This is a genomic window from Nocardioides ginsengisoli, assembly GCF_039537225.1.
In the GTDB taxonomy this organism is placed as follows: domain Bacteria; phylum Actinomycetota; class Actinomycetes; order Propionibacteriales; family Nocardioidaceae; genus Nocardioides; species Nocardioides ginsengisoli.
In genome coordinates this window covers 16,792-34,393 of record NZ_BAABAC010000018.1, presented here as the reverse complement: position 1 = coordinate 34,393, position 17,602 = coordinate 16,792, and the positions used below count along the sequence as shown (strand labels likewise).

Below are 17,602 nucleotides of genomic sequence, written 5' to 3'. Positions count from 1 at the left end.
GCCATCCACGCTAGGAATGCGGATCCCTCACCGACCTCCACCTGAGGTGCCGGTCGGTGGTCCCCAAGTGCCGGGGTTGTTGGTTGGCACGGTGCGGCTTTTGCTCCTGATGGCGTGGGGCGCGCCGCTGTGGTGGAGGTGGTTGGTTGCGGGTCGCGTGTTGCTTTGCGGTCGCTTCCGGTCAGCCCCTGTCCGGCGGTGGATAGGTGGGTGCGCTGCTTGCGTGTCTCATGTTCGGAGTGGGTGGGTGCCGCGGTGGTCGACCTGCCAGAGGAAGCCGTTGGGGCTGGTCCAGGTGTAGGTGCCGGGCTTGGTGACCTTGTAGCGCCAACGCGAGTGGGTCTTGGCGCGGTGGTGCCGGCGGCAGAGGGGGACCAGGTTGCAGGGGCAGGTGGGTCCGCCCTTGCCGTGAGGGCGAGCGTGGTCGAGGTCGCAGGTCTTTGCCTTGCGGCCACAGCGCGGGAAGCGGCAGGTGTGATCGCGCAGCTCGACACTCACACGGTGGCGATCGGGGATCTCGTAGGAGTCGACCGGGATGTGGTCGGCCAGGTCGATGACCGGGCGGACCACGACCGTGGTCGCGGTGGCGAGCCACTGACGGACCTGCTCGGTGGAGATGGGGCGGTCGTTCCAGCGGGCGACGGGGTTGTCGCCGGTCAGGGTGGTGTCGGTGATGTGGACGTTGATCGTCGCGCGCTTCGCGGGGCTGCCGTCGAGGTCGAGTGCGAGGTCGGCCCGCGCCAACTCGCCGAGGGCCTGAGACCTGCGGACGTCGAGCGACGCTTCACCGCCGAGGGCGCCCAGGCTGCCCAGGCTCCCGAGGAGGGTGGCGCGGCGGACGATGGCGTCGTGGAGGTCGCGGGCGTCGGCGGCGTCGAGGAGTCCGGAGATGTGCGCCAGGCCCTGGGCGTTGGGTTCGTCGATGTCCAGGTACCGCTCATCGGCCGCTGCCGCACGTTCCGCCTCGGCCCGTACGGGGTCGAACCGAAGAATCGCTTCGGTGATGAGGCGTTCGAGCTGGGCCCAGCCGACGCCGGAGGCGTTGAACAGGTTGCGGTCCACGAACGCCGCGGCCTCGGCTGAGAGCGGTGCGACCAGGTTGGCGATCCGTACGGCGCGCCACGGCGCCAACCGCCCCGCCATGACCGCGGCCCAGACGTTGGGCAGGCGCCAGGCGCAGCCCAGGACCTTCGCGACGTAGGCGCGGCCGCCGGCGGGTGAGCGGCCCAGGACCGCGATCAGCTCCATGAGCGCGAACTCCGACACCAACGGAGCGCCGTCGCCGGCGATCGGGAGACCGGTGTCGACGAACCCGTCGCCGGTCGTCGCCGGACTCTCCGCGGCCACGACCACGTTGGCTTCAGCCCAGGCCGCGATCGTCGCCCACTCCCGGATCAGCGACGCCTCACGGCCCTCGATCTCGGCGCGCAGCGAGGCCAGCATCGTGCTGATGCCGGTGTCGGGAGCGGTCGCCTGAGCCATGCCGCCATCCCAACACCACCTCCCGACCCCGCCAACCTTGAAGCAGCAGCCTGTGGACAGAACCCGCTAGAAAACAGGGCTGTGGATGGTTTCTGGACGATCGACTGCGCGGCCGAATACACCTAGTCGGCCGACCCGGCGCACGACAGGTCAGGCGCCGCCGGGCTCGCATGGCGCAGGGCCTGCGCGGCGCGCGAGCGGCCGAGGTTCCACTCCAGCCAGTCGTCATCGGCGGGGCGGCGCCGGTCGAGGGTGCATGCGCGTTCGGCCGCGGGCAGCTTCGCGAGCACCGGGACGGCGTCGTCGGACAGGCCCGAGAGGTAGGCCCAGTCGACCTTGCCGGTCTGCTCCCACCGGTCGATGTTGTGGCGGGCGATCCACGCGTCCGGGTTGATCGCGGCGAGGCCGAGCAGGCCGACCGCGCCGGTGATCAGGGCGAAGCGCGGCAGCCAGGCTCCGCGCAGCGCGATCCCGCCGGCCGCTACGGCGAGCACCAGCAGGCCGAGCCAGCCCTCGAAGACGTCGACGAGCAGTCGGAGCCGGGTGAAGCCGTAGGCCTGCTGGTAGACGTCCATCCGGTACAGCGCCGACGCCACCACGACCAGGGTCTCGACACAGAGCGCGCCGAGCGCGCCGCGCAACCAGAGGCGGTCGGCCGCCGTGGCGCGCGGCGCCTTCCGCCCGGCCGCCCAGATGACGAGCAGGGTGAGGGCGGTCGCGACGGTGAGCTGCGCGAAGCCCTGGTGGACGTATTCGGCGTAGGTCAGGCCGGTGGTCCGCTGCAGGTAGGCGTGCCCGCCGAAGACGACGGTCGCCTGCGCGACGAGGAAGACCGCGAACATCGCGACGACCACCAGCACCGGCGCCAGCCACTCGTAGCGGCGGGCGACCGTGCGGGCCGTCGTCCCCTCGCGCTCGAGGCGGGGCGGGTTGAGCGCGAGGTACGCCGCCGCGAGCACGGTCCCGCCGACGGCCACCGTCACGAACGCCCGCAGCACGAGCGTGTCGACCGTCAGGTCGGGCAGCACCGCGCCGAGCCACTCCGCGACCAGCGCGTCGGCCGAGGCGAAGAGGACGCCGAAGACGATCAGGCCGAGCACCGACCAGAGCAGGGTCCGCAGCAGCGCGGCGCCGTGGCCGATGACGGGCACCGCGGCGATCGTCCGGCCCAGCCAGGGCAGTCCGCGCAGGCCGGCGAAGGGCCACATCAGCCCGGCCACGAGGAACGCCCCCAGGCTGCGGCCGCGGGTGACGCCGCAGATGCAGAGCGCGGCGCCGGCGAACAGGCAGAGGACGACGATCCACTGCGCGTCGCGGACGGCGGCGACCGACGCGAGCAGGACGCACAGGCCCGCGCAGGTCAGGGTGAACGGGTCACGCCGGTCGCGGCTCGCAGTCAGGACGACGGCGCCGCAGGCCAGCAGCACCACGAAGGTCCCGATGCCGAGAGCCCGCTCGGGCAGCACGATCCCGCCGAGCAGCCCGGCGCCGAGGGCGCCGAACAGCAGGCCGACGCCCGCGGGGACGCCGCGCTCGGGCCAGAGGCCGCCGAAGAGCTCCTCGGTGACCGAGCCGGACGACGGCGCCGCGGCCCGCGCGGGCGCGGGAGGTGCCGGGAGCGGTGCAGGTGGGGTGGGCATGACCTTCTCCTCGGTTCGGGGAACGGGCTGGAGCGGGAGGTCGACGCGCACGCGCGCGCCCGTCTCTCCGGCGACGGGATCGACGAACCCGATCGAGCCGCCGTGCAGATCGGTGACCCAGCGGGCGATGGCGAGGCCGAGCCCGGTGCCGCCGGTGCCGGCGCCGGTCGCGGCGAAGGTGCCGAACGGCTCGAAGACCCGCTCCCGCGCCTCGGGCGGTACGCCGGGCCCCGCGTCGCGGACCTCCAGCACCCACCGCTCACCACGCTGCGCGGCCGTCACCAGGACGGTTCCGCCGGCGGGGCTGTGCCGGGAGGCGTTGTCGAGCAGGTTCGCGACCAGCTGGTGCAGCCGGGCGGGGTCGGCGGTGACGGTCAGCTCGCCGAGCACCCGGACGTCGTAGGAGACGCCGCGGCCGAGGGCCTCCGCCTCGGCGACCGCGTCGGCGAGCAGCGCGTCGACGTCGACGCGACGGGGCGAGAGCGGCGCGCGGCCGGCGTCGACGCGGGCCAGGTCGAGGAGGTCCTCGACCAGGCCGCTCATCCGCTCGGCCTGGGCGAGCGCGGTGGCGAGCACCGCCGGATCGTCCGGTACGACGCCGTCCACGACGTTCTCGAGGACCGCGCGGAGTCCGGCGAGCGGCGTCCGCAGCTCGTGGCTGACGTTGGCGACCAGATCGCGCCGCTGCCGGTCGACGCCGGCCAGGTCGTGGGCCATCGTGTTGAAGGCGCGGGCCAGGTCGCCCACCTCGTCGCGCGAGGCGTCGGCGACGCGGACGTCGTAGTCGCCCGTCGCCATCCGCTGCGCCGCGGCGGTCATCTGCCGCAGCGGCGAGGTCATCCCGACGGCGAGCAGCTGGGTCAGCGCCAGCGCGAGGCCGACGGTCACCGGGATGCTCAGCCAGGCAGGGACGCCGCCCGCGCTGCCGATCACGCCGACGGCCGCGGCGACGGTGGCACTGATCGCGACCAGCAGGCCGAGCTTGACCTTGATCGAGCGGACGCCGCCGAGCGGCTGGCCCGGCCCGTCGCCGCTCACGGCGTCCCGCCGGTCTCGAGCGCGTAGCCGACGCCGTGCGCGGTGCGGACCAGGTCGGCGCCGACCTTGGCGCGCAGGCCCTTGATGTGGCTGTCGACGGTTCGCGTCGTGCCGGCGGCGTCGTCCCAGCCCCAGACCTCGGCGAGCAGCTTCTCCCGGGTGACGACGGCGCCCGGCGTCGCCGCGAGGCAGAGCAGGAGGTCGAACTCGGTCGGCGTCAGCCGGACCTCCTCCTCGCCGCGCCACACGCGTCGGGCGGGGCCGTCGACGCGCAGCTCGCCGAGCTCGAGCGCACGGCGGCCGGCGAGCTCGGCGGCGCGGTCGACCCGCCGCAGCAGCGCGGAGATCCGGGCGACCAGCTCGCGCATCCGGAACGGCTTGGTCAGGTAGTCGTCGGCCCCGACCCCCAGCCCGACCAGGACGTCGGCCTCGTCGGTGCGCGCGGTGAGCATCAGGACCGGCACCGGCCGGTCGGCCTGGATCCGTCGGCACACCTCGTGGCCGTCGAAGCCCGGCAGCATCACGTCGAGGACGACGACGTCCGGCTCGCTCGTCGCCGCCACCGCGACCGCGTCGGGTCCGTCCCACGCCCGGAGCACGTCGTACCCCTCGGCGGCGAGCCGGTCGGCGACCGCCTGGTTGATCACCGGGTCGTCCTCGACGACGAGGACGCGGCGGCGGGCGGTCGGAGTCTCGGCCATGGTTCGAGGCTAGGACCGCGAGCGGCCGGATGGCGGGCACGACCTGTGCAGGTTCTGTGCAGATCGCCCCGCCGGGCGGGGGAATCAGCGCTGCGAGTAGCTCTGCCCCGGCTGCGGCGCGCCGAGCAGCTGGCTCACCGTCACCAGCCGATAGCCCTGCGTGCGCAGCACCTTGATCACCCTCGGCACCGCGTCGACCGAGGTGCGGTGGATGTCGTGCATCAGGATGATCCGGCCCGGGCGGGCGCTGCGGCGGACCTCGCGGACGGTCGGGCGGACCGCGAGCGTCTTCCAGTCCAGGGTGTCGATGCTCCACAGCACCTGGGCCATGCCGAGCCGGCCGGCTGTCCGCAGCACGTGGCGGTCGCTGGCGCCGTACGGCGGGCGGAACAGCGTCGGCCGCACGCCGGTCACGTCGGCGACCTCCTGCTGAGTTCGGGCGAGCTCGGCGAGCATCCGGCGCGGCGCGAGGGTGGTGAGCTGGCGGTGGTCCCAGGTGTGGACGCCGATCTCGTGGCCCAGGCGGGCCGCGCGGGCGACGGTGTCGGGGTACATCTGCACCTGCTGGCCGAGCACGAAGAAGGTCGCCGGGACCTGCTCGCGACGGAGGATCCGCAGCAACCGCGTGGTGTCGGCGACCGGGCCGTCGTCGAACGTGAGCGCGATGCACTTCTCCCTGCGGCAGTCGACGTTCTGCGCCGGCGGGGCCGGCGGCACGGGCGGGGCAGGGGGCGTGACCGGCAGGCTCGGGCTCGCGCTGGCGGAGGGAGCGACGGCCTTGCGCGCGATCAGCCCGAACGGCGTCAGCAGGTCGCGCGTCGCGGCATCGTCGAGGACGACGGTGACGACGCCGCTGCTGCCGGGCGCGACCTCGTACTGCGCGAACCGGATGCGCAGCCGCCCGTCCGTGGTCAGGTCGAGGTCGCCGATGCCGGCGGCGATGCTGGTCGCGACCAGCCCGCGGTCGACGTCGTGGTCGGCCGAGGGCGCCTGCAGTGCGGCGAGGACGGCGTCCCGCAGCGCCTCCGGGCTCGTGACCAGCGCCGCGTTGGGGCGCAGCCGCCCGGCCGCGCGGTCGTACCACCAGGTGTGGCCGGACGTCTCGCCGTTGGCGCCGGCGAACCGGTAGCGCTCCAGCCGGACGCCGACGATCGCCTTGTCGTCGGCGACCAGGCGCCAGTTGATGTTGAGCTCGGGCGCGGCCGTGCCCCCACCGCGCGTGCCGTCCTCGGCGACGAACCGGCGGACCTGCGCCGCGACGTACGCCCCGAGCGCGTCGGTCAGCGGCTGCGCACCCCGGACCTGCGGCCAGGTCGCGTGGTAGCGCGGGTCGTTCGAGCTCACCGAGCGGGTGTCGACCTCGGGCTTGCCCGGGTGGCGGACCGCGCTCGGGCGGGCGGCGCTGATGCCGCACGCGGCGAGCGCGGCCAGGAGGACGAGGAGCCCGGCAAGGAGCCCGGCGAGACGGCGACGGTGGGGGGAGTGCTGCACATCGGGTGTGACGCTCGACGGGCCTGCGAGGTTGCCCCGATCGGTGTGATCTGCGACCGAGATCAGCCCGAGCGCGGCGCGTACATGATGACGGCGACCCCGACCAGGCAGACCAGGGCGCCGACCACGTCGTACCGGTCGGGGCGGAAGCCGTCGACGACCATCCCCCAGGCCAGCGATCCGGCGACGAAGACGCCGCCGTACGCCGCCAGGATCCGGCCGAAGTGCGCGTCCGGCTGGAGGGTCGCGACGAAGCCGTAGGCACCGAGCGCCACGATCCCGAGCCCGATCCAGAGCCAGCCGCGGTGCTCGCGCACGCCCTGCCAGACCAGCCAGGCGCCGCCGATCTCGGCGAGCGCCGCGAGCACGAAGAGCACGAGCGACTTCAGGACCATGGGCCGAAGTCTCCCAGCCGCGCCAGCTGCTCGGGGTCGGTGTAGACGTCGATCTCGACGACCCGGCCGTCGGCGACGGTGAACGCCATCACGCTGAACAGCGCGCCGTGCAGCGTGATCACGACGCCCGCCTGGCCGTTGACGAGCACCGGGTGCACGACCCGGTCGGGGTGGGCGAACATCAGCGCATTGCCGGCGATCCTCTCGGCGCCGCGGTATTCGGTGATGCCGGCCAGCGCGCCGGCGTCCGAGCGCAGCACGACGTCCGGGTCGAGGACGCCGAGCAGCCGGGCGAAGTCGCCGCCCTTGGCCGCGGCGAAGAAGGCGTCGACGACCTCGCGCTGCCGGCGCGGGCTGTCCGGCGGCGCGTCGGGGCCGCCGGCCGTGCCACGGACCCGGCGCCGGGCCCGGCTCGCCAGCTGGCGGGTCGCGGCGGGCGTCCGCTCGACGATCGGCGCGATGTCGTCGAAGGGGACGCCGAAGAGGTCGTGCAGCACGAACGCGATCCGCTCCGCCGGCGCCAGCTGGTCGAGGACGACGAGGAGCGCGAGACCCACCGAGTCGGCGAGCAGCGCCTGGCTCTCGGGCGCGCTGCCGTCGTCCAGGACGACGACCGGCTCGGGCAGCCGCTCGACGCGCTCCTCCAGCGAGTCCTCGCGACGAGTACGGCGCGAGCGCAGCGTGTTGAGCGCGATCCGGCCGACGACGGTGGTGAGCCAGCCGCCGAGGTTGTCGATCTCCGCTGCGTCGGTGCGGTGCAGGCGCAGCCACGCCTCCTGGACGGCGTCCTCGGCCTCGGACACCGAGCCGAGCACCCGGTAGGCGACGGTGGTCAGGTGGCGGCGGTGCTGCTCGAAGGCGGCGGTGAGCTCGTCGGTCATGGCGGTCCTCTCGTGGGGGTCGTGGGGGTGACCCCGCGCGGGGCGCCGGTGTGACCGATCCGGAGATTCTTCGAGGTTCTTCGCGAGATCCGGTCACACACCGCCAGCCTCGCGGGTCAGGGACGCCGACAGCAACCCGATCGCAAGGAGATCACCATGACCACCATCGAGCGCCGCATGCCCAACCCCGCCCAGGTCCTGCCCGACGCCTATCGGGGCATCGGCAGCCTGCTCACCGCCGTCGCCAAGGGCGGCGTGCCGACGTCCACCCTCGAGCTGGTGGCGCTGCGGGTCAGCCAGCTCAACGGCTGCAGCGCGTGCGTGCAGGGCCATCTCGAGGCGCTGCAGGGCGTCGGCGAGTCGGTCGACCGGATCGTCGGCGTGGGCGCGTGGGGCGAGTCGCCGTACTTCGACGAGGCGGAGCGTGCCGCACTGGCGCTGACCGATGCGTTGACCCGCCTGGCCGACAGCCACGACGCCGTCCCGGACGAGCTGTGGCGCGAGGTGACCAAGCACTACGACGAGAAGCAGGTGTCGGCGCTGATCCTGCAGATCGCCACGCTCAACCTGTTCAACCGGGTCAACGTGGCCGTCCGCGAGCCCGCCGACCAGCCGAGCTGGAAGCAGGGCTGAGCCGGCGAGTGTCTGGCATCCGAGACGTCGATCGGGAGCCGGCCGTTCCGCCGGAGCCCGATCGCGCGGTGTAGTGGAGGGCATGAGCTTCCAGGTGCACCGCCGCGAGGGCCACGTGACCATGCCGTGGGCCAATGGCGCCGGCACCACCCGCGAGGTCGCCAAGGCGGCGTCGGGCGAGACGGCCTTCGACTGGCGGCTCAGCTTCGCCGACGTCGCCGCGAGCGGTCCGTTCTCCGCGCTGCCCGAGGTCGACCGGGTGATCACTCTCGTCGAGGGGACGTCGATGACCCTCGACGTCGACGGCGACGAGCACGTCCTGGTGCCGTTCGAGCCCTACCGCTTCGCCGGCGAGTCCGCCGTCGACTGCTCGACCGACCGCCCCACCGTCGACTTCAACGTGATGACCCGTCGCGGCCGCTGGACCTCCGCGGTCGAGAGCCGCGCCCTGCCGGGCGACGTCACCGTCATCGACGGCGCCGCGCCGGACGCTGGCGGCGAGCGCTTCGTCGCCGTCCTCGACGGATTCCCCGGCGTGATCGGGCCACGCGGCGTGCTCATCGTGCTGCGCCCGTACGACGTGGTCCGGGCCGGCACCGAACAGCTCACGCTGTGCGGCACCGGCCACGTCGTGGTGGTCGACCTCCGGCCGACCCCGACCCCGGTCTAGGTCCCGCTCAGAACGGCCGACGGCGTCCGCGCCACGGCGGCGCGTAGACCAGCGACAGCACGATCGCCAGGATCCCGGCGATGATCAGGATCAGGCCGAGCGGCTGCTCGTGGACGTACCTCATGTTCACGGTGATCACGTCCAGCCGGAAGATCAGGCCGAGGACCAACAGCACGATGCCCAGTCCGATGTACATGGACCGGCGGTACCCGCGCGCACGACCTTCACCCCCACTTCATCCGGACGTGCCTACGGTCGAGTCATGACCGCGCTCATCGAGCACCTGCTGACCGTGCCCACCTGGCTCGCGGTGCTGGCGGTGTTCGTACTGCCCGCGCTGGAGTCCTCGATCTTCCTCGGCTTCGTCTTCCCCGGCGAGATCGCGCTCCTGCTCGGCGGCGTCCTCGCCGGCCAGGGCCACGCCCCGGTGGTGCTGATCGGCGCCGCGGGCATCGCCGGCGCGATCGTCGGCGACGCCATCGGGTACGTCGTCGGCCGCCGCTGGGGCCGCCGGATCCTCGACTCGGCGGTCGGCCGCTTCATCAAGCCCCAGCACCTCGACAAGGCCGAGCACGCGCTGAGCGACCGCGGCGGCTGGGCGGTCCTGGTCGGCCGCTTCACCGTCGCGCTGCGGGTGCTGGTGCCCGGCCTGGCCGGCATGGGCCGGATGCCCTACCCCCGCTTCGCGCTCTCCAACGTGGCCGGCGCGATCGTCTGGGGCAGCATCATGGTGACCGTCGGCTATCTCGCCGGCGCGAGCTGGCGGCACGCCCAGCACCTGGTCTCGATCGGCGGCATCGCCTTCACCGTCGGGATCGTCGTGGTCCTGATCGTGCGCCACGTGCACCGCCGTCGCACTACCGTGGAGCTGTGATGCGCGTGCTGGTGGCCGAGGACGACGTCCGGCTGGCCGACCTGCTCGAGGAGTCGCTCACCGAGTCGGGGTGGCAGGTCGACGTCGTCCACGACGGCCGGGTGGCCTACGACCGGCTCCTCACCGGCGGCGAGTACGACGTCGCGCTGCTCGACTGGATGCTCCCCGGCCGCGACGGCGTGTCCGTCGCCCGGCAGCTGCGCGACATCGGGCTCGCCGTCCCGATCCTCATGCTCACCGCGCGCGGCGACGTCCGCGACCGGATCGAGGGACTCGACGCCGGCGCCGACGACTACCTGCCCAAGCCGTTCGACCTCGACGAGCTGCTGGCCCGGCTGCGCGCGCTCTACCGCCGCAACAGCTTCGCCGGCGTGGCGCCGGTCCAGGTCGGCGACCTGGTCGTCGACCCGGTGTCGCGGCGGGTGACCCGGCGCGGCGACGAGATCACGCTGTCGGCGCGTGAGTTCGACATCCTGCACCTGCTGGCCGCGCACGCCGGCCAGGTCGTCACCCGGCTCACCATCCTCGACGAGGTCTGGGACGGCGAGACCGACCTGCGCAGCAACGTGATCGACGTCCACCTGGCCGCGATCCGCGCCAAGATCGACCGGCCGTACGGCACCCAGACGATCACCACGCTGCGCGGCGTGGGCTATCGCCTCGACCCCGCGCCGGGGGCGCCGTGAGCCGGCTCCGCACGCGGGTGGCTCGGCTCCCCCTGCGGGTCCGGCTGGTCGCCGGCTTCTCGGCCGCCACGCTCGTCGTCCTGATCGCGGCGGCCGGCTTCGTCTACTGGCGCGTCGAGTACGCCCTCGACCGCGGGCTCGACGGCGAGCTCGAGCAGGCCGGCGGCACCATCGCGCCGCTCGTCAGGGCGTCGGGCATCGTCGGCGACCGTGACGCCGCCGACGCCACCGGGGTCGACTGGCAGGTGATCGGCGAGGGCGGCGTGCTGCTCGACCACAGCGGCCCCACCGACACCGACCCGATGCTCGGCCAGCACCAGCTCGCCCAGATCGGCGCCACGCCCCGCACGCTCAACATCGGCGACTTCCTGCCGGGCGGACGGGCGCCGTACCGGGTGCGGGCGATCGAGACCGGCAACGACCAGTACCTCGTCGTCGGCGTCCGGCGCGACCACCGTGACGAGGCGCTGCGCGAGCTGGTCCTGCAGCTGCTCGTCGCCGGGATCGGGTCGCTGATCATCACCGCCTTCGTCGGCGACCGTCTGGCCCGCGCGGCGCTGCGGCCGGTCGAGCGCTACCGGCAGCAGGCGGCGGCCATCGCGGCCGGTGCGGCCGAGCTGCGGCTCGACGTACCGGACCTGCGCGACGACGAGGTCACCCGCCTCGGCCACACCTTCAACGACATGCTCGCCGAGCTGGAGCGTGCGCTCGACCGCGAGCGGCAGTTCGTCAGCGAGGCGAGCCACGAGCTGCGGACGCCGATCACGCTGCTCGCCGGGCGGATCCAGCTCGCGCGGCGGAGGCGGCGGACGGCCGAGGAGCACGAGCGGATCCTGTCCGAGCTGGAGATCGACGTCGACCGGCTGGCCCGGCTCGCCGACGGCCTGCTGGCGCTCGGCACCGCGAGCCCGGTGGGCGCGGCCGGCACGGTCGCGACCGCCCATGTCGAGCACGCCGACCTCGCCGTCGTCGCCGCCCGGATCGTCAACCAGCGCCGGCTCGTCGACCCCGGCCACGCCGGCGACGTGACGCTCGAGCTGCTCACGCCGCACGCCTCGGTCGCACTCGCCGACCTGGCGCTCGAGCGGATCCTCACCAACCTGCTCGACAACGCGGTCCGGCACGGCGCCGCGCCGGTGCGGGTCGTCGTCGACCGGCCGGCCCCCGGTTGGGCGCGGCTGCTCGTCGCGGACGCCGGCCCCGGCATGCCGCCCGACCTGCTGCGCACCGCCACCCAACGCTTCGCCCGCGCCACCGAGGCCCGCACCCGGCCCGGCGCCGGCCTCGGGCTCTCCCTCGCGAGCGCCCTCGTCGGCCAGGGCGGCGGCCAGCTCCGGCTGTGCCACGGCGGCGAGCACGTGTCGTTCCCGTCGGCGTCACCGGAGGGCGCGGTCGCGATCGCCTGCGAGCACGGGCCGGAGATGACGGCGACCGTGCTGCTGCCGACCTACTCCGGCTTCTGACGCTCTCACCCGGCAGATCTGCTCCGATTTCGACCGGATGTCGACCGATCTGCCGGGTGCGACCGTCAGCCCGGGCGGCCGGGACTCATCGGACCGGCGTGCTCCACGCCGGCGCGTGGTCCTTGTCGACCAGGACGGCGCGGACACCCTCGACGAAGTCGGCCGACGCGATGACCTCGCGAGCCGCGGCGAGCTCGGCGTCGAGGCACTGCCGCAGCGTGCGCTCCCGGCCCTCGGCGAGCAGTCGGTCCGTCACCGCCAGGCTGTACGGCGAGGCGGCGTCGAGCGCCGCGCGGGTCTCCTTCGCCCACAGCTGCACGGGCGCGTCGGCCGGCCCGTCGGTGAGCTCGGCGAGGCGGGCGAGGATGCCGGCGAGGTCGGGGGCGGTGAAGACCCGGTCGATCTCCGCGCGCACCGACGCCAGCGGCCCCGACTCGGCCGCGGTGGCGGGCGCGAGGGTGCGGAGCAGGGCCTCGATCGGCCCGTCGTACGACGCGAGGAGCTCGGGCAGCCGGGCCAGGTCGGCCGCGGAGCAGGCGTGGGTGGCGATCCCGAAGGCGAGCGCGTCGGCCGCGTCGGCCCGGGCGCCGGTGAGGCCGAGGTAGCGCCCGACGGCGCCGGGGAGGCGCGGCAGGAAGAACGAGCCGCCGACGTCGGGGAAGAAGCCGATCTTCGTCTCCGGCATCGCGAAGGAAGCGCCCGGCGCGACCACCCGGAAGGCGCCGTGCACGCTGAGGCCCATCCCGCCGCCCATGCAGATCCCGCCGACCAGCGCCACGACCGGCACGGGATGGCTGCCGAGGAGCGCGTTGACGTCGTACTCGGTGGTGAAGAAGCGCAGGCTCTCGTCGTGGGCGCCGGAGAGCGAGTTCGCGCGCACCTGGCGGATGTCGCCGCCCGCGGAGAACGCCCGCTCCGACGCGCTCTCGATCGTGACCGCGCGCAGGCCGGCGTCGCGCCAGCCCTCGAGCGCGTCGCGGATCGCCGCGACCATGTCGAGGGTGAGCGCGTTGAGCGCCCGCGGCCGGTCGAGGACGATCCGTCCGACCGCGCCGAGCCGCTCGATCCGCACCTCGTCCGTCATCGCCACCTCCTGATCGGCCAGCAGTCTCTCAGTGGGAGGCTGGACTCCGTGAACCAGGACGCCGACCACGCCCAGCTCGGGGACCGCCTCGCCCAGTGGCTCGAGGGCCTGGGGCTCGCCGACCAGCTGGCCGCGGCCGGACTGCCCAGCTTCGAGCGCGACCTCGGCGGCGTGGCCCGCTGGCGCGACCCCCGCACCGGTCTGGCGCTGACGGCGGAGCAGCTCGCCGACCTCGACCGGGTCCTGCACCAGGACGGCGACGAGCCGGCGCACGCCGTACCGCTGGCGTTGGTGCAGCTGCGGCGCAAGGCCCAGGTCCGCGCGGCCCTGCTGGCGAGCCCGTGGCACGGGTACGCGAGCCTGGCCGAGGTCCGCGGCGCGTCCGAGAACGCCACCCGCTTCGCCGTCCACAAGGCGGCCGAGCGGCACGCGCTGCTCGTCGTCCAGCACGAGGGCGCGACGCTGGTGCCCGCCTTCCAGCTCGCCGAGGACGGCGAGCTGCGGCCCGAGCTCGGCGCGGTCCTCGAGCCCCTGCTCGCCGCGAAGATGGACCCGTGGCAGGTCTGGAGCTGGCTGACCCAGCCGGCCGGGCTGCTCGGCGGGCAGGTCCCCCACGAGGCCGCCCGCGACCCCGAGGAGGTCGCGATCGTGCGGCACGCGGCGGTCCGGCTCGCCGAGCGGGCCCAGGGCTGAGGTCCGCCGCCCGGCTCAGGCCGGCGCGAGCTCGCCCGCGGGCTGCAGGTGGGTGGTGACGCCCGCCATGTTCCAGGTGTTGATCGTGCCGACCGCGACGATCAGGTCGGACCGGCGCTCCTCGCCGAGCAGCCGGCCGGCCTCGTCCCACAGCGCGTCGTCGATCGCGCCGATGCCGCCGGTGAGCCGCTCGGTGAAGGCGAGCGCGACCCGCTCGGTCTCGTCGAAGAACGGGCTCTCCTGCCACGCCGCGACGCCGTGGAGCTTGCGGCTCGGCGTACCCCGCCGCTCGAGGTCGGTGGCGTGCATGTCGACGCAGTAGGCGCAGCCGTTGAGCTGCGAGGCGCGCAGCTTGACCAGGTCGTAGAGGACCGGGCCGAGGGACTTCTTCATCCGGCCGTCGAGCGCGAGGAGGGCCGCGAAGGTCTCGGGGGACGCGTCGCGGAGGGGAGTACGGGTCATGGCTGGTTCCTCTCTTTAGTGGATATCAGATATCCAGTTTTGATGGGACGGGCGGGCGGATGGCCCGTCGCCCGGGTCAGGTCGCTCAGGTGGCGCGGGCGAAGTGGCGCCGCGCATCGTTGGCGACGTTGCGGGGCGTGGCGGCGGCGAGGTCGAGGATCGACGTCGCGGCCAGCTCGCGGCGCCAGGCGAGCTCGGCGCCGCGCATCGCGTGGGCGATGCCGCACGGCTTGGCGAACTCGGTCGCCGGGCGCTCCTGGTTCATCCCGCGCTGCCGGATCTCGGTGCAGGCGAAGGCGTCGTCAGGACCCTCGATCGCCGCGACGACGTCCATCAGCGTGATCCGGTCGGCCGGGCGGGCCAGCCGGACGCCGCCGTTCTTGCCGGGCACCGACTCCGTGATCCCGGCGCGGGTGAGCGCCTGCACCTGCTTGACCAGGTAGGGCGCGGGCAGCTCGTAGGCCTCCGCAAGCCGGGCCACGGGCACCGGCGCCGGAGCGGCCTGCTCCTCCTGCAGCCAGTGCAGCAGGACGCAGACGTGGGCGGCCCACTCGACACCCTCGTTCATCCGCACGGCACCGCCTCCTTGATCTGGACACAGGTTATCCAGATATAGGATGAGACGCAACCGGCCGCCGCGCAGGACACGGCGGCCGGGCCGAGGTGAAGTCAGCGGACGGGCAGCCCCGGCACCCGGATCGCGGTGTCGCCGGGCCGGTTGCCGGCCTGCCACTCCCCGATCGTCGTACGCGCCTCGAGATCGACGTCCGGGTTGGCCCGGGCGTAGTCGGCGACGACCCGCTCGGGGTCGATCCGCTCTCCCTTGATGATCAGCCGGCCGTAGGCGACCAGCTGACGCACCGGATAGGTCCGCGATCCGTCGATCGCCGGCCGCTCAGTGCTCGATGCCATGCGTTCCCCCCTGTATCCATGATCCCGAGTCATGCGGAGAGGCTAACCCGCACTCCCTCGGCCCGGAACGGTCAGCACCCCGTCGAGACGGTGCCCCTGCGTCACCTGAGGGACGGCAGCCGCTCCAGCCTGGTCCAGCCGGTCCAGCCCCGGTCCTCGAGGAGACGCAGCAGCCGCGGGGCCATCGGCACCAGGTCGAGGAAGACCGAGTCGAGCAGCGCGACCAGGTCGTCGGGGATGGCGAACTCCTCCCACGCCTCCCGGTCGACCTCCTCCTCGGCCTCGAGGGTGGCGACCAGCTTGTCGGCGAGGCCGGGCAGTCGTGGGTCGTCGGGCGACCACCCGATCGCGTCGCCGAGCTCGCGGTAGAGCTCGTCGGTGGCCGGGTCGTCGAGCTGGACCTCCTTGAGCGCCATGAACAGCGGCATGTGCTCCGGCATCTGCGCGGCGACGAGGATCCAGGCGTCGCGCTCGCCGGCGATCATCAGCTCGGGATAGCCGAGCCGGCGCATCCGGTCGAGATAGGCGACGGCCTCGGGCGGGAGCGCCAGGTTGTCGCCGGCGGCGAGCTGGGCGATCCGCGCGCGGTGCCGCTGCCGCTCGCGGATCTCGGCGCGCAGCCGCTGGTCGATGTCCGCGACGGCGGCCGCGAACTCCGTCTCGTCCGCCGCCAGCAGCTCACCGACTCGAGCCAGCGGTACGCCGGCCTCGGCCAGGGTGCGGATCTTGATCAGGTCGGCGACCGCGCGGGCGTCGTAGCGCCGGTAGCCGGAGTGGTCGCGCTCGGGCTCCGGGAGCAGCCCCTTCGCGTGGTAGTGGCGGACGGCGCGGGTGGTCACCCCGGCGTACGACGCCAGCTCGCCGATGGTCAGCACAGCCCTCAGCCTGCCCGAACCTGCGCGAAGAGGCGACGTGCCCACGCGAACGACACGAGGGTGATGGCGACGCACCAGCCCAGCGCCCACCACAGGTCGGAGCCCGGGTCGTGCCCGGCGAGGAAGGCGCGCAGGGTGTCGATGATCGGCGTGAAGGGCTGGTGCTGCGCGACCCAGGCCAGGCCCGGCGACATCGAGTCGGTCGGCACGAAGGCGCTCGAGAGGAACGGCAGGATCAGCAGGAACATCGGGGTGTTGCTCGCCGTCTCCACGCTCCCGGCGGCGAGGCCGAGCGCGACGCACAGCCAGGTCAGCGCCAGCGCGAGCAGCGCCAGGACGCCGATCGCGCCGAGCCAGCCGCCGATGCCGGCGTCCGGCCGGAAGCCCAGCGCCACCGCGATCGCCAGGACGACGGCGACCGCCAGCGCGGTCTGGACCATCGCCGCCCCCACCAGTCCGGAGAGCACCGACGACCTCGCGATCGGCATGGTGCGGAAGCGGTCGATGATCCCCTCGGTCGCGTCCTTCGCCGCATGGATCGCGATGCTCAGCGCCACCGAGGCGACGGTGATGATGAGGATCGAGGGCGAGACGTAGCCGAGGTAGGCGTCGCGACCGCCGCCTCCGGGCAGGCCGGCGCCCATGGTGCCGCCGAAGACGTAGACGAACAGCAGCAGGAAGAGCACCGGCTGCGCGATGAGCATGATGGTCAGCGACGGGTAGCGCAGCATGTGCAGCAGGTTGCGGCGCAGCATGGTGCGGGTGTCGCGCACGGCGTAGGTCAGCGTGGTCATCGGACCGGCTCCTTCTCGGTGTCGTCGGCGGTGTCGTCGGCGGGGGTGGCGGCGTGCCCGGTGAGCGCGAGGAAGACGTCGTCGAGCGTCTCACCGCCGGCCTGCGCCTTGAGCTCGGCGGGCGTGCCCTCGGCGACCAGCCGGCCGCCGTCCAGCAGGCCGACGGTGTGGGCGAGCTGGTCGGCCTCCTCGAGGTACTGGGTGGTGAGGAAGATCGTCACGCCGTCGGCCAGCAGCTCGCGCACGATCTGCCACAGGTCGCGGCGGCTGCGCGGGTCGAGGCCGGTGGTCGGCTCGTCGAGGAAGATCAGGCGCGGCCGGCTGACGAGGGTCATCGCCAGGTCGAGGCGCCGCTTCATCCCGCCCGAGTACGTCGCCGCGCGGCGCGCCGCCGCGTCGGTCAGCCCGAACAGCTCGAGCAGCTCGCTCACCCGGGCCTGCGCCTCGGCCCGGCCGAGGTGGGCGAGATCGGCCATCAGCCGGAGGTTCTCCCGGCCGGTGAGCAGCTCGTCGATCGCGGAGAACTGACCGGTCACGCCGATCGAGCGCCGGACCGCGTCGGCCTCGCGCCGGACGTCGTACCCGGCGATCCGGACGTCGCCCGCGTCCGCGGCGAGCAGCGTCGAGCAGATGTTGACGGTGGTGGTCTTGCCGGCGCCGTTGGGGCCGAGCAGGGCGTAGACGGTGCCGCCGGGGACGGTGAGGTCGACGCCGTCGAGGACGACCTGGTCGCCGTACGACTTGCGGAGGCCGGCGACCTCGATGACGGGGGTGTGAGGGCTCATGCCCACAGCGTCGAACCTTGACCCTGCGTCAAGGTCAAGCCCT

At 73.7% G+C, this 17,602-nt stretch carries 20 protein-coding genes; 6 read left to right on the top strand and 14 right to left on the bottom strand.

The window, feature by feature from the left end; all coding sequences use genetic code 11:
- Window positions 1–228: 228 nt before the first annotated feature.
- The 6 genes from AB4880_RS09580 to AB4880_RS09555 all read right to left on the bottom strand — a co-directional run bounded on the left by AB4880_RS09580 (window position 229) and on the right by AB4880_RS09555 (window position 7,628).
- A complete protein-coding gene (locus AB4880_RS09580; protein WP_367918992.1) occupies window positions 229–1,482 on the bottom strand; it encodes an HNH endonuclease signature motif containing protein in 1,254 nt (417 codons plus the stop codon).
- Window positions 1,483–1,604: 122 nt separating this feature from the next.
- Window positions 1,605–4,160 carry a DUF4153 domain-containing protein gene (locus AB4880_RS09575; RefSeq protein WP_367918991.1) on the bottom strand — a complete coding sequence of 852 codons (2,556 nt, stop codon included), beginning with the start codon at window positions 4,158–4,160 and terminating at the stop codon, window positions 1,605–1,607.
- Window positions 4,157–4,861, bottom strand: a complete 705-nt coding sequence (locus tag AB4880_RS09570; protein ID WP_367918990.1) for a response regulator transcription factor — start codon at window positions 4,859–4,861, stop codon at window positions 4,157–4,159. The genes AB4880_RS09575 and AB4880_RS09570 overlap by 4 nt, the downstream gene beginning before the upstream one ends.
- Before the next feature lie 84 nt (window positions 4,862–4,945).
- On the bottom strand, window positions 4,946–6,352 hold the full coding sequence (locus tag AB4880_RS09565; RefSeq protein ID WP_367918989.1) for a polysaccharide deacetylase family protein: 1,407 nt from the start codon (window positions 6,350–6,352) through the stop codon (window positions 4,946–4,948).
- Between the two features lie 62 nt (window positions 6,353–6,414).
- Entirely contained in the window at window positions 6,415–6,747 is a 333-nt protein-coding gene (locus AB4880_RS09560; protein WP_367918988.1) for a YnfA family protein, read from the bottom strand.
- Window positions 6,738–7,628, bottom strand: coding sequence for a sigma-70 family RNA polymerase sigma factor (locus AB4880_RS09555; protein ID WP_367918987.1), 891 nt, complete (start codon window positions 7,626–7,628; stop codon window positions 6,738–6,740). The genes AB4880_RS09560 and AB4880_RS09555 overlap by 10 nt, the downstream gene beginning before the upstream one ends.
- Window positions 7,629–7,784: 156 nt before the next feature.
- Between AB4880_RS09555 and AB4880_RS09550 the strand changes: the two genes are divergently transcribed.
- Both AB4880_RS09550 and AB4880_RS09545 read left to right on the top strand, forming a co-directional pair.
- Window positions 7,785–8,261, top strand: a complete 477-nt coding sequence (locus tag AB4880_RS09550) for a carboxymuconolactone decarboxylase family protein (RefSeq protein ID WP_367918986.1) — start codon at window positions 7,785–7,787, stop codon at window positions 8,259–8,261.
- An 82-nt stretch (window positions 8,262–8,343) separates the two neighbouring features.
- Window positions 8,344–8,931, top strand: coding sequence for a HutD/Ves family protein (locus AB4880_RS09545; protein ID WP_367918985.1), 588 nt, complete (start codon window positions 8,344–8,346; stop codon window positions 8,929–8,931).
- A gap of 7 nt (window positions 8,932–8,938) precedes the next feature.
- On the opposite strand, the gene AB4880_RS09540 is transcribed toward AB4880_RS09545, so the two are convergent.
- On the bottom strand, window positions 8,939–9,127 hold the full coding sequence (locus AB4880_RS09540) for a hypothetical protein (protein WP_367918984.1): 189 nt from the start codon (window positions 9,125–9,127) through the stop codon (window positions 8,939–8,941).
- Window positions 9,128–9,193: 66 nt separating this feature from the next.
- Here AB4880_RS09540 and AB4880_RS09535 point away from each other — a divergent pair, with 66 nt between their 5' ends.
- From AB4880_RS09535 to AB4880_RS09525, 3 genes are read left to right on the top strand one after another with little or no spacing between them, the layout of a single operon-like run.
- Window positions 9,194–9,805: a DedA family protein gene (locus tag AB4880_RS09535; RefSeq protein WP_367918983.1), complete on the top strand. Its 612-nt coding sequence runs from the start codon at window positions 9,194–9,196 to the stop codon at window positions 9,803–9,805.
- Window positions 9,805–10,491 carry a response regulator transcription factor gene (locus AB4880_RS09530; protein WP_367919134.1) on the top strand — a complete coding sequence of 229 codons (687 nt, stop codon included), beginning with the start codon at window positions 9,805–9,807 and terminating at the stop codon, window positions 10,489–10,491. The genes AB4880_RS09535 and AB4880_RS09530 overlap by 1 nt, the downstream gene beginning before the upstream one ends.
- On the top strand, window positions 10,488–11,954 hold the full coding sequence (locus AB4880_RS09525; protein ID WP_367918982.1) for a sensor histidine kinase: 1,467 nt from the start codon (window positions 10,488–10,490) through the stop codon (window positions 11,952–11,954). Before AB4880_RS09530 ends, AB4880_RS09525 begins: the two co-directional genes overlap by 4 nt.
- An 85-nt stretch (window positions 11,955–12,039) precedes the next feature.
- On the opposite strand, the gene AB4880_RS09520 is transcribed toward AB4880_RS09525, so the two are convergent.
- Entirely contained in the window at window positions 12,040–13,038 is a 999-nt protein-coding gene (locus tag AB4880_RS09520) for an enoyl-CoA hydratase/isomerase family protein (protein ID WP_367918981.1), read from the bottom strand.
- A 48-nt stretch (window positions 13,039–13,086) separates the two neighbouring features.
- On the opposite strand from AB4880_RS09520, the gene AB4880_RS09515 reads away from it, so the two are divergent.
- Window positions 13,087–13,731 carry a hypothetical protein gene (locus AB4880_RS09515; protein WP_367918980.1) on the top strand — a complete coding sequence of 215 codons (645 nt, stop codon included), beginning with the start codon at window positions 13,087–13,089 and terminating at the stop codon, window positions 13,729–13,731.
- Between the two features lie 15 nt (window positions 13,732–13,746).
- Here AB4880_RS09515 and AB4880_RS09510 read toward each other — a convergent pair whose 3' ends face one another.
- The 6 genes from AB4880_RS09510 to AB4880_RS09485 all read right to left on the bottom strand — a co-directional run bounded on the left by AB4880_RS09510 (window position 13,747) and on the right by AB4880_RS09485 (window position 17,559).
- Entirely contained in the window at window positions 13,747–14,193 is a 447-nt protein-coding gene (locus AB4880_RS09510) for a carboxymuconolactone decarboxylase family protein (protein WP_367918979.1), read from the bottom strand.
- 85 nt (window positions 14,194–14,278) lie between these two features.
- Complete coding sequence (locus tag AB4880_RS09505; RefSeq protein WP_367919133.1) at window positions 14,279–14,761, bottom strand: RrF2 family transcriptional regulator; 483 nt, start codon at window positions 14,759–14,761, stop codon at window positions 14,279–14,281.
- A gap of 101 nt (window positions 14,762–14,862) precedes the next feature.
- Window positions 14,863–15,105, bottom strand: a complete 243-nt coding sequence (locus tag AB4880_RS09500; protein WP_367918978.1) for a hypothetical protein — start codon at window positions 15,103–15,105, stop codon at window positions 14,863–14,865.
- A gap of 101 nt (window positions 15,106–15,206) precedes the next feature.
- Window positions 15,207–15,980, bottom strand: a complete 774-nt coding sequence (locus tag AB4880_RS09495) for a MerR family transcriptional regulator (RefSeq protein ID WP_367918977.1) — start codon at window positions 15,978–15,980, stop codon at window positions 15,207–15,209.
- A 5-nt stretch (window positions 15,981–15,985) separates the two neighbouring features.
- A complete protein-coding gene (locus AB4880_RS09490) occupies window positions 15,986–16,774 on the bottom strand; it encodes an ABC transporter permease (RefSeq protein WP_367918976.1) in 789 nt (262 codons plus the stop codon).
- Window positions 16,771–17,559, bottom strand: a complete 789-nt coding sequence (locus AB4880_RS09485; RefSeq protein ID WP_367918975.1) for an ABC transporter ATP-binding protein — start codon at window positions 17,557–17,559, stop codon at window positions 16,771–16,773. The genes AB4880_RS09490 and AB4880_RS09485 overlap by 4 nt, the downstream gene beginning before the upstream one ends.
- Between the last annotated feature and the right edge of the window lie 43 nt (window positions 17,560–17,602).